Origin of the sequence: Rhizobium sp. PEPV16, assembly GCF_008919455.1 — a bacterium.
GTDB classification, from domain to species: domain Bacteria; phylum Pseudomonadota; class Alphaproteobacteria; order Rhizobiales; family Rhizobiaceae; genus Rhizobium; species Rhizobium leguminosarum_Q.
This window is the reverse complement of sequence record NZ_VSZV01000191.1, coordinates 1-11,498: the sequence shown is the minus strand read 5'-3', so window position 1 is coordinate 11,498 and position 11,498 is coordinate 1. Positions and strand designations below refer to the sequence as shown.

Annotated in this window: 12 protein-coding genes; all 12 read left to right on the top strand. The window is 61.2% G+C overall.

Features of this window, described 5'->3' with window-relative positions; genetic code table 11:
• Positions 1-809 (top strand): putative sulfate exporter family transporter (locus FY112_RS05065; RefSeq protein ID WP_151517874.1); only part of this gene is annotated, 809 nt, incomplete at its 5' end.
• A 100-nt stretch (positions 810-909) separates the two neighbouring features.
• Positions 910-2,460, top strand: coding sequence for a CoA-transferase (locus FY112_RS05060; protein ID WP_151517873.1), 1,551 nt, complete (start codon positions 910-912; stop codon positions 2,458-2,460).
• A complete protein-coding gene (locus tag FY112_RS05055; RefSeq protein WP_131718972.1) occupies positions 2,457-3,263 on the top strand; it encodes an SDR family oxidoreductase in 807 nt (268 codons plus the stop codon). The genes FY112_RS05060 and FY112_RS05055 overlap by 4 nt, the downstream gene beginning before the upstream one ends.
• Positions 3,260-4,111, top strand: coding sequence for a MaoC family dehydratase (locus FY112_RS05050; RefSeq protein WP_151517872.1), 852 nt, complete (start codon positions 3,260-3,262; stop codon positions 4,109-4,111). Before FY112_RS05055 ends, FY112_RS05050 begins: the two co-directional genes overlap by 4 nt.
• Positions 4,108-4,875, top strand: coding sequence for a histidine utilization repressor (gene hutC, locus FY112_RS05045; RefSeq protein WP_094088203.1), 768 nt, complete (start codon positions 4,108-4,110; stop codon positions 4,873-4,875). Before FY112_RS05050 ends, hutC begins: the two co-directional genes overlap by 4 nt.
• On the top strand, positions 4,872-6,377 hold the full coding sequence (hutH, locus tag FY112_RS05040; RefSeq protein ID WP_094088202.1) for a histidine ammonia-lyase: 1,506 nt from the start codon (positions 4,872-4,874) through the stop codon (positions 6,375-6,377). Before hutC ends, hutH begins: the two co-directional genes overlap by 4 nt.
• Before the next feature lie 113 nt (positions 6,378-6,490).
• Entirely contained in the window at positions 6,491-7,378 is an 888-nt protein-coding gene (locus FY112_RS05035; protein ID WP_151517871.1) for a glycine betaine ABC transporter substrate-binding protein, read from the top strand.
• Positions 7,379-7,495: 117 nt separating this feature from the next.
• Positions 7,496-8,500 (top strand): ornithine cyclodeaminase family protein, encoded by a 1,005-nt coding sequence (locus FY112_RS05030; RefSeq protein WP_094088364.1) that lies wholly within the window; start codon positions 7,496-7,498, stop codon positions 8,498-8,500.
• 6 nt (positions 8,501-8,506) lie between these two features.
• Positions 8,507-9,325: a PhnD/SsuA/transferrin family substrate-binding protein gene (locus FY112_RS05025; RefSeq protein WP_151517870.1), complete on the top strand. Its 819-nt coding sequence runs from the start codon at positions 8,507-8,509 to the stop codon at positions 9,323-9,325.
• Positions 9,326-9,362: 37 nt separating this feature from the next.
• The gene (locus FY112_RS05020) at positions 9,363-9,995 is read left to right on the top strand and encodes an ABC transporter permease (RefSeq protein WP_003550062.1); all 633 of its coding nucleotides are present in this window, start codon (positions 9,363-9,365) and stop codon (positions 9,993-9,995) included.
• Positions 9,992-10,627 carry an ABC transporter permease gene (locus tag FY112_RS05015; protein ID WP_017956660.1) on the top strand — a complete coding sequence of 212 codons (636 nt, stop codon included), beginning with the start codon at positions 9,992-9,994 and terminating at the stop codon, positions 10,625-10,627. The genes FY112_RS05020 and FY112_RS05015 overlap by 4 nt, the downstream gene beginning before the upstream one ends.
• A 22-nt stretch (positions 10,628-10,649) precedes the next feature.
• The coding region (locus FY112_RS05010) for an ATP-binding cassette domain-containing protein (protein WP_151517869.1) at positions 10,650-11,498 on the top strand (849 nt) is incomplete at its 3' end.

Sequence of the window (11,498 nt, the reverse complement as noted above, 5' to 3'; positions counted from 1 at the left end):
TCGCCGCCAAGACACTGCTCGAGATTGCAGTCGTGTTGCTCGGCGCCTCGCTCAGCACGGCTGCCATCAGGCAGGCTGGACTGCCGCTTGTCGGTGGAGTTGCTGTTCTGGTTGCTCTTTCTTTGGCCGGCAGCTTTGTTATCGGGCGGCTCTTCGGGTTGTCGGCCAGCCTGGCGACCTTGGTTGCTTGCGGCAATTCGATCTGCGGCAATTCGGCGATTGCCGCTGCAGCGCCGGTGATCGGCGCCAAACCGGACGACATTGCGGCCTCGATAGCTTTTACCGCAGTGCTCGGCATCGGCGCCGTGCTGACGCTGCCGCTTCTTCACCTGCTCTTTGCTCTCAGTGCCGTACAATATGGCGTTTTCGCAGGACTGACAGCCTATGCCGTCCCGCAGGTCTTGGCGGCCACGGCCTCTGCCGGAGCCGTCAGCACCCAGATAGGCACGCTCGTCAAACTGATCCGCGTGGTGATGCTCGGACCCGTCATCCTCGTGCTCGGCGCAGTTCATGGCCGCCATCCTGGCGGTTCGGCGGTCAATCTCCGCCATGTTCTCCCATGGTTCATCCTCGGCTTTGCAGCGATGGCGGCGCTTCGTTCCCTCGACGCGATCCCGGCGCCGCTGCTGCCCGGGATGGCAGCTGTCTCCGCCGCCTTTACCGTCACCGCCATGGCTGCTTTGGGCCTCTCCGTCGATGTCAGATCCGTCGCTCATACCGGCGGTCGTGTCCTCGCAGCGGCGGCGCTGTCGCTGTTGGCGCTGGGGGCTCTCGGGCTTTGCCTGATCGGGTTGCTGAATATCGTCTGACCGAGGTGATATGCCCAAAATACTTGCAAAGATTCCGGTTGCCTTCCAAACGATCAGCGGCTAGCCTGTATATACAGGTCAGGCGGAAGCATAGATCGTCATGCGGGTCATCTCTTCACAGCAAGCTGCGGATCTTCTCGAAGACGGGATGACTGTCGCTGCCTCCGGTTTTGGAGGATGCTGCCATCCCGAGGCCATCACGGCCGCTGTCGAGGAGCGTTTCCTCGCCTCTGGAAAACCCCGCAACCTGACGCTTCTGTTTGCTGCCAGCACGGGCGATCGGCAGACGCGCGGCATGGGGCACTTCGGTTATGAAGGCCTGGTCGCCTGCGTGATTGCCGGGGGATGGCGCGGAACACCGCGCCTTGGAAAGCTTGCGATCGAGGAAAAGATCGAAGCGCATTGCTGGCCGCAAGGCGTCATCGCGCAGCTCTATCGGGCGATTGCCGCCGGTCAGCCTGGCGTGGTCACCCATATCGGGCTCGGCTCTTTCATGGATCCGCTTCATGGCGGCGGACGCATGAATGTGACGACACCGCGCGCGCTAGTCGAGCGTGTGTCGTTGCGCGGCAAGGAATGGCTGCTTTCTCCGTCGATGCCGCTCGACTGCGTGCTCGTGCGCGGGACGACGGCCGACGAAGACGGCAACATCACCCTCGAGGATGAGGCCTTCCCGCTCGACGTGCTCGCCATGGCACAGGCGGGCCGAAACTCCGGCGGTATCGTCGTCGTGCAGGTCAAGCGGATTGCCGAGCGCGGCTCGCTGCAGCCGAACGATGTTCGCATCCCGGCGGCGCTCGTCGATTATGTCGTCGTCTGCGATGATCCGGCCCAGCACGGCATCAGTTTCGCCGAGGCGGACAATATCGCCTATACCGGACGCGTCCGGATGGCGGTGAGCCGCCTGCAACCGGCGCCGCTGTCGGTCGATAAGATTGTTCAGCGACGCGCCTTCCTGGAACTGGCGCCGCTGAACCGCCCGACGATCAATCTCGGCATCGGCATTGCCGCGGGTATTGGCCGTATCGCCAGCGAAGAGGGATTCGACGATTATACGGTAACGATCGAATCCGGCGTCATCGGCGGCGTACCGGCCGAGGAGCTGTCCTTTGGCGCCGCCGTCAATCCGACCGCCATCATCCCACAGGCATCGCAGTTTGACTTTTACGACGGCGGCGGCCTGGATATCGCCTTTCTCGGCATGGCAGAGGTGGATCGGCATGGGGCGGTCAATGTCAGCCGCTTCAATAATTCCATCGTCGGGGTCGGCGGATTCACCAATATCTCGCAGACGGCCAAACATGTTGTCTATCTCGGCGCATTTTCGGCGGGCGGCGCGCAAATTGCGGTTGCCGACGGCAGGCTCGAGATCATCCAGGACGGCCGCCTTTGCAAGATCGTCGAGGCTGTCGACCAGATCAGTTCGAGCCCAGCCTTTGCGCCGGAGGGACAGTCCCAGCTCGTCGTCACCGAGCGGGCGGTTTTTCGGGTGATCGGCGGATGCTTGACGCTGACGGAGTTTGCCCCCGGCATCGATCTTGCCGCCCATGTTCTGGACCGCCTGCCGAAGGGCATCGCGGTGTCGGACCAGCTGAAGAAGATGGATGCGCGCCTGTTTTCGACCCATGCCATGAAGGACATTGCCCCATGAAAATCGATGGAGCCGCCATCATCGTCACGGGCTCGGCAACGGGTGTCGGGGCGGCGTGCGTCAAACAATTCGCCGAGGGCGGCGCCCGGGTGGTCATCAACTACAGCCGCAGCAAAAAAGAGGCCGATGAGACCGGCGATATCTGCCGCAGCCTGGGCACGGAGGTGGAGATCGTCCAGGCCGACGTTGCCGATGACGCGGCTTGCCGCCGGATGGTGGCGATTACAGTCAATCGATGGGGGCGGCTCGACGCCCTGGTGAACAATGCCGCAATGACGGTCAAATCCGATCCTTTCGATCTGGAAACATTGTCGGCCGAAGATTTTCAGAACGTTTTCGGTGTCAACGTTATCGGTGCCTATCAGATGTGCCGGGCGGCGGTGCCTGCGATGCGTGACAGCGGCGGCGGTGCGATCGTCAATGTCTCATCCAATGTTGCCTTTACCGGCGGCGGCAGCTCGCTTGCCTATACGGCCTCCAAAGGCGCGCTCAATGCGCTGACTTTGGCTTTGGCGCGCACCTGCGGTCCCGATATCCGCGTCAACGCGGTTTGCCCCGGCATCATCGATACGCGCTGGATGCGCGATACGCTCGGGCCGGATGCCTATGGAGCCATTGCCAAGCGATTTTCGGAAACCGCCCCGCTTGGCCGGGTCGCAACACCGGAAGACGTTGCCGGCGCCATTGTCTGGCTTGTTCAGGGTGCCGACTTCGTCACCGGTGAATTGCTTTCCGTTGACGGCGGCATCCGCCTATCCGGTGGCGCTCGCAAACCCGCGACATCGGGGGGAGCTGCATTGTGAAGCTGTCGGCTCAATCCATCCTCGATTTCCCGGTGCCGCAAGCGACACAAGTGGTTACCGCAAGGGATGCCATTCTTTACGCCCTCTCGGTTGGCTACGGCACCGACGCGCTCGACGAAAGAGCATTGAAATACGTCTATGAACGCGATCTTGTATCCGCGCCGACCCTTGCCAATATCGTGGCGCATCCGGGGCCATGGATGCAGCAGACAGGCGTCGACTGGGCGCGTCTGGTGCATTCCGAACATCGCTTGACGATCCACCGGCCGGTTCCCCTCGATGTGCCGCTCATCTCCCGCTCGCGCGTCTTGTCGGTGATCGACCGCGGCGTTGAGAAAGGAATGTTCGTCAGCTTCGAGCGCCTGATCGCGACCGCTGAACGTGATGAGCCAATCGCGACGATCGTCCAGACCAATGCGTGCCGCGGCGACGGTGGATGCGGCTCGGCGGGATCTGCGCCCGAACCGTTGCCGAAAGTCCCGGACAGAGAGCCGGACCTTGAATTCAATGTCGACATCCCTGACAACGCCGCACTGCTCTATCGCCTGAACGGCGATCGCAATCCGCTGCATGTCGACCCGCAGGCAGCCGGCAGGAGCGGCTTTGACCGGCCGATCCTGCATGGGCTATGCAGCTTCGGTTATGCGGGCTACGCCATTGTCGCTGCCATCGATCCAAGTATGGCGAGCGGCTTAAGCGCGATTGCGGCGCGTTTCAGCGCGCCGATCTTTCCCGGCGAAACGATCACCGTGCAGATGTGGCGGAACGATGCCGAGATTCGTTTCCGAGGCCTCGTTGCTGCGCGCGGCGCGACCATCCTCGACAATGGCATGGCGAGGTTGTCATGACGAAAGCGCTCAAACCCGCCGCCGGCGAAGCGCGCCATTATATCAGGATCAAGGAGCAGATCCTGGCCGAGATCGCCCAGGGCAAGCTGCAGCCGGGAGACCGGGTATCCTCTGAGAGCGAATTGGTGGCTGCATTCGGCGTCAGCCGTATGACGGCGAACCGGGCGCTGCGGGAGTTGATGTTCGAGGGTGTTCTCAAGCGATCCGCCGGGATCGGAACCTTCGTTTCACCAAAGCACCTCGACGTCGATCTGCTTCAAATCCGCAACATAGCCGACGAAATACTGGAACGGGGTCACACGCATAAGGCGGTTGTCGTCAAGGCCGGCTTGATGAAGGCGGATGCCAATGTTGCCGATGCGCTCGAACTCATCCTCGGCGCTGAAGTGATGCATTCGCTGATCGTGCACATGGAAAACGACCGGCCGATTCAGGTCGAGGAGCGCTACGTCAATCCGCTGGTCGCGCCCGACTATCTCTCGACCGACTTCCGCAGCATGACGCCGCACGAATATCTGACGGAGGTGGCTCCGATAACGGCATTCGAACATATCGTCCAGGCGGTCAAGCCGGATCCGGCGATACGCAAATATCTCGACCTCAGGAATGATCACCCTTGCCTGCGCGTCTTTCGAAGAACCTGGTCAGGCGAGGCCGTCGTGACCTGTGCGCTGTTATACTATCCCGGCGCGCAATATCGGCTGGAAGCACGGTCCACCAAGGGTCCCTCCAGACCCGTCGCCATTCTCGGAGAGAAACAGTGAGCGCTACCAATTCTCCATCGATCATCTTCAGCGCGGCGCCGCCGACGATCGAGGACATCGCAGCAATTGCCCGTAGTCACGCAAGGATCGAGATATCCGCCGAGGTCGAGGCCCGAATTGTGGCCGCGCGCGCCGTCGTCGACCGCTACACGGAAAGCGATCTGCCGGTCTATGGCCTGACGACGGGACTTGGGGCGGGGGTCGATACACGACTTGCAACGGAAGATCTGGTGGCGTTCCAGATGCGCGTGCCGCAAGCCCGCTCCGTCGGCGTCGGAGAGCCGCTTGCCCAGGAATCCGTGCGGGCAATGATGGCCGTCAGGGCCGCCGGCATGGCGGCGGGCGGCTCCGGCGTTTCGCTGAGAGTCTTCCAGGGTCTGATCGCCGCCATCAATGCAGGTGTGCATCCTGTCGTCCCCTCATTGGGCTCGATCGGTGCGGCGGATTTGGCGCCGCTTGCCCATATGAGCCGGGGCCTTCTGGGCTTCGGCGAGATCGAGCTTGGCGGCGAAGTGCTGCCGGCCGCCATCGCCCTTGAAAGGGCCGGCTTGAAGCCCCTCGAATTCGCGCCGAAGGACGGGCATGCGCTGGTGGTGGCCAACAGCCTCTCCATCGGCCTCGCCTGCTTGACGCTTGTGGATATCGAGCGGCTGTTCGATTGGTCCCTGAAGGCGATTGCCGTTAATTTCGAAGCGTTCCGGGCCAATGTCAGTGCCTTCGACGACCGCGCTCTGGCTGCGAGACCGGCCTTTGGGCAGCGCCGCGTCGCCGCTCAGCTGATGGAGCTTCTTTCGGGCAGCTCCTTGCTTGCCGCCGATGCAGCAAGGCGTCTGCAGGATCCTTTGAGCTACCGCTGCACGCCGCAGGTCTGGGGCGCGTTGCGGCATGCGATCGATGAGGCAAGGCAGGCGACTGACATAGAGCTCGTCAGTTCCAGTGACAATCCTGTCGTGATCGCATCCGAGGGCGTCATTCTTTCACACGGCAATTTTGACATGACCGCTTTTGTGCTCGCCTGGGAAAGGCTGGGGCAGGCGATGGCGCATTGTGCGGCAGGCACCGCCTATCGGATCATGAAGATCATGTCGCCTGGCATGTCCGACCTGCCACGTTTCCTGACCCCGATGGGCCAGAGCCGTACCGGTTTTGCGACCGTGCAAAAGACCGTCTCGGCCATGGAAGCCGAAATCCGCCATCTGGCCATGCCGGTTTCGCTTTCGCCCATTCCTGTCGCCGATGGTGTCGAAGACCAGGCATCGATGGCTCCCAGCGTTTTGGCAAAGGCGCAGGCGATCGTCGAGCGCCTGCGCTATCTGGTCGCCATCGAACTGATCGCATCGGTACAGGCCGTCGAGCTCAGAGGCGTCTCAGGTGAATTGGGCAAGGGATCGGCGGAAGCCTATGCCTTTGTCCGCACCCACGTCCCAGCACTTGAAGAGGATCGCGCGCAAGGGCCGGATTTTGCGACGATTGCCGCATTGATCGGGCGTGGCCCGCAATAAGCCGGTTCGCCACTGCCCCGGCAAGAAGGGCAGGGCGCCGACCGGTCATGCCGACGGTTATTCCGGAGAACCCGTCGGTTCGTTCATTGAAAAGTCAACAAGAGGGAATGACTATGAAAAATTGGACAAAAGGCATCTTTGCAGCCGGCATCATGGCAGCCGCCCTGTTCCAGTCTGCATCCGCAGAGACCATCAAGGTCGGCAGCAAGAATTTCACCGAGCAGTTTATCCTCGCCGAAATGTACGCCGCCGTTTTGGAAAATGCCGGCATCACCGTCGAGCGCAAGATCAATCTCGGCGGCACGCTGATTGCTCACCAGGCATTGGTGACCGGCGAGATCGATCTCTATCCGGAATATACCGGCACGGCGCTCGCTTCTGTCGTCAAGGGTGAGATGTCGACCGATGCCGAGAAGGTCTACACGCAGGTCAAGGACTTCTACGCCAAGCAGTTCAACCTCACCTGGCTGAAGCCGAGCGGCATCAACAATGGCTATGTCATCGTGGTCCGTCAGGAAACGGCGCAGGCCAACAATCTGAAGAGCCTGTCGGATCTCGCCAAGGTTTCCAAGACCCTGGTCTTCGGCGGCGGCGCTGAATTTCCGGACCGCGCCGATGGCTTGCCCGGCCTGAAGCGTGTCTACGACGCCGAGTTCAAGGAGTTCAAGCAGTTTGCCAAGCTTGGCCTTCGTTATGACGCGCTGGAACAAAAGGACATTGACGTTGCCAATGGCGCCGCGACCGACTGGCAGATCGGCTCGAAGAACCTCGTGCCGCTGGCAGACGACAAGGGTCTGTTTCCGCCCTACTACGTGGCCCCTGTTGTCCGCCAGGACGTGCTGAAGGCCAATCCGAAGGTTGCCGAACTGCTGGAAGCGGTCGGCTCCCTTCTCGACAATGAGAGAATGCGTGTCCTCAATGCCAAGGTCGAGACCGATCACGAGGAAGCCAAGGACGTGGCGGTCGAATTCCTCAAGGAAAACGGCCTGCTGCCGAAATGATTGTCACGCCCGCGGCCGGATATCGATCCGGCCGCGACCTGGCGTGGCGAACTTCTTACGGTGTTTGTTCGAAATCCGTCCGCTCAGCAGCCGGACTGGAATGTGGAGAAGCGGGAAATGCAGGAAATCTGGATCGATTATCTCAATGCTCTCGATGCCAAGGCGCTGGCGCTGACGGATGACGAGATTCTCGATGCGGTGTCGAAAGCGCTGGATGCGCAGGGCAGGGGCGAAACCGTCATCGAGCCGCGGGTTCATCTTGTGCCGGAGAGCTCCGACAAAGGCCATTTCAACGTGCTTCGCGGCTATGTCAAAGCGCTGAATTATGCCGGCGTCAAAGTCGTCGGCGACTTCGTCGACAACTACAAGGTCGATCTGCCCTCGGAGCTTGCGGTCCTCAACCTGTTCGATCCGAACACCGGCGTACCGAAGGCCATCATCGACGCAACTGCCATCACCGACATGCGCACCGGCGCCGTGACCGCCCTTGGCGCAAAATATCTCGCCCGCAAGGACAGCAAGATTCTCGGCCATATCGGCGCCCGCGGAACCTCCTACTGGAATGTCCGCCTTCTCGATCATCTCTTCGACTTCGATGAAATCCGCGTGCATTCGCGCCGCCCGGAAAGTCGTAATGCCTTCGCAAAGCGTCTTGAGGCAGATCTCGGCAAGGGGATCATCGTCACCGACAATTGGCAGGATTGCCTCAACGGCGCCGATATCATGGTCGAGGCCAGCCGCCTGCCGGAACCGGCGCCGCTGTTCAAGACGGAATGGGTGAAGAAGGGAGCCTTCGTCGTGCCTTATGGCACGATGAGCGCGCTTGAATTCGATCTCACCGATATCATGGACAAGGTCGTCGTCGACGATTGGGGACAATGCGGCCCCGGCAAGCCGTTCGGAGCGCTTCGTCGTCATGTCGATGAGGGCAAGGTGACGGCCGAGAATTTGCATGCCGAAATCGGCCAGATCGTCTGCGGCATGAAACCCGGCCGCGAGAGCGACGAGGAGACGATCCTGTTTTGGCATCGCGGCCTCAGCACGACCGACGTGGCGCTCGGCGCCGCCATGGTGGAGAAGGCCAGGGTGATGAATATCGGCCAGCGCCTGCGGTTTGCATAAATAGCCATGGTCATATGCAAGCCAATCGCCTGTTCGAGAATGTATAATCTCAGCCCGCGCATTCGCGGCCTGTGGGACGCGCTGTTTGCGTTGGTCAGCCTACGTTCCGGCGTCGAGCTCGAGATCATCGCCCATGCAGCACCGGCACCCTTGTCGGAATTATGGGCGAGGCCGGACATGGGAGCGGTCTTCATGTGCGGCTACCCGTTTTCGCGCACGCCCGAGGGCTTAAGACCGGCTGCCGTTGCTGCACCGGTCTCGAGCGAAGCATGGTCTTTGGAGCAGCCGCTCTATGCCAGCCACATCCTCGTCGCCTCCACCGGGCCGGTGAACGCGGTGGCGGATCTCGCTGCGGCACGCTGGGGCTGGACCGTGCGCGATTCCCAATCGGGCTACCACGCGGCGCGTTCCTTCCTTGCCGGCCAGGTTGCCGGGAAAATGAAGCCGAGCATGACGGTCGGACCGCTGCTCAACCCTTCAGGCATCATCGCCGCTCTCAAGGACGGCAGGATCGATGCGGGCGCGATGGATGCTTATGCCTTCCAATTGTTGTCGATGCACGAACGCGACGAAATCGATGGTCTTCGCATTCTGGCCACGACCGATCCGCTTCCTGCGCCGCTATTGGTTGCCGCGCAAACATTACCCGCGGACATCGCCACAGCGTTACAGCGGAGCCTCGTGACGTTGCATGAAACGTCTGAGGGAGCGGCGGCTTTGAAACGGCTCGGCCTCAGACGATTTTCGGCGGTCGTTCCGTCGGCCTACGATGTTCTGCCGCAGAGAGCCGACGACGCCGATCGCAGATTGGGGATCTCATGGTAGACAGGCGAACGAGCGCCCGGACGCGGAGGTCTCGACGATGAAATGGGTCCCTAAACACCTCGATCGGCTGTTCGAAGCGCTGTTGGAGCACCTGTATCTCGTTTTTTCCTCGGTCGGCATTGCCCTGGTGATCTCGCTGATCGTCGGGATATGGGCGGCAAGGCGACCGCGGAGCTTCGCGGTTATCATCATCTTCACCGGTATCCTGTTCGCCGTGCCGAGCCTGGCGCTGTTTGCGCTTCTCATCCCCATCATGGGGATTGGGGCGGCACCTGCCATTACCGGTCTTGCCGCCTACTCGCTGATGATCCTGATCCGCAATATCGGCATGGGGTTTCAGGCAATTCCGCGTGACATACTCGAAGCTGCCGATGGCATGGGCTACGGCACGGCGCGCCGGATCTGGGAGGTCGAGCTGCCGCTGGCGATGCCCTATATCGTCGGCGGCATCCGCATTGCCATGGTGACGGTCATCGGCATCGCGACTGTTGCCGCCTATATCAATGCCGGCGGGCTCGGCGTCATCATTTTCGAAGGCATCGACCAGCGGTTTCCCGAAAAAATCATCGCGGGCGGGCTGCTGACGTCATTTCTGGCGCTCTTTGCCGACTACTGTTTTGCATCGTTCGAAAAGCTGCTGCGCCGGCGCAGTGGAGGTAAAGCAGCATGATCGTTATCGATGCATTCAGCTGGATCTTCAGCAACTCCGGCGCCTTCTTCAACGCTTTCAATCGCCATCTTCTGATGTGCGTCCTATCGCTCGGCATCGCTTTCGTCATTGCCGTGCCACTCGGATTTGCCGTAGCACGGGCACCTCGAGCCGCCTTTGCCGTGGTCAATATTGCCGGCGCCTTGCGCTCCATCCCGAGCCTTGCGATCCTGTCGGCGGCGATGCCGTTTCTCGGCATCGGATTGTTGCCGTCGGTGGTCGCCCTCATCGTCCTTGCCGTGCCGCCGTTGCTGTTGAGCACGATCATCGGCATCCGCGAGATCGACGCCTCGGTGATCGATGCGGCCGATGGAATGGGTATGAGCGCCGGACAGATGCTGCGGGAGATCGAACTTCCTCTGGCCGTGCCCTCGATTCTGTCAGGCGTCAGGACGAGTGCCATCCAGGTCATCGGCGGGGCGGCGCTGGCCTCCTTCATCGGCGGCGGCGGGCTTGGCGATTTCATCAATGCCGGCATTGCGATCATGAACATGCCGCGTCTTCTCGTCGGAGCGGTTCCGATCGCCCTACTCGCGATCTTTGCGGAATTGGCGTTCGGCGCCCTGGAGCGCGTTTTCACTCAACGGCGGTAAGCGGCCGAAAGCGGATATCAGGATGATTCATCTCGACCATGTTACGAAGAATTACGACGGAAGCGGCTCGCATGCGGTCGACAATCTCGATCTCCTGATCGAGACCGGTTCGACGGTTGCGCTGATCGGTCCTTCGGGCTGCGGCAAGACCACGACCATGCGCATGATCAATCAGTTGGAGACGCCCACGGCGGGACGGGTGCTGGTCGATGGCAGAGATATCGCCCGGGTCGATCAGAAAGAACTGCGCCGCAGCATCGGCTATGTCATCCAGCAAGTTGGTCTGTTTCCGCATATGTCGATCGCACGCAATGTCGCGACCGTGCCGCGGCTTCTCGGTTGGGAAAAGGCGCGCAGCGATCGTCGGGTCGACGAGCTCCTGGATCTCGTCGGACTTGATCCGACCATCATGCGGCAGCGCCTGCCACACGAATTGTCGGGCGGGCAGCGCCAGCGCGTCGGTTTCGCGCGCGCTCTCGCCGCCGACCCTGCCATCATGCTGATGGACGAACCGTTCGGTGCGATCGATCCGATCACTCGCGTTCGGCTTCAGGACGAATTCCGGGATATTCTCAGGAAGGTGAAGAAGACCGTCGTCATCGTCACCCATGACCTCGATGAGGCAATCAAGATGGGTGATCGCATCGCCATCATGCGGGATGGTCGCCTCCTTCAATATGATACCCCGCAGGAAATCCTCGCGCGTCCCGTTAATGAATTCGTCGAGAGTTTCCTCGGTCCCGACCGGGCTATAAAAAGGCTAAGCTTGATTGCCGTATCGATGATCATGACTGCTCCGGAACCGTCGAAAGGCGATGCCGAGATTGCCGCTGATGCCACGGTTCACGACGCCTTGGCGCTCATCCTCTCC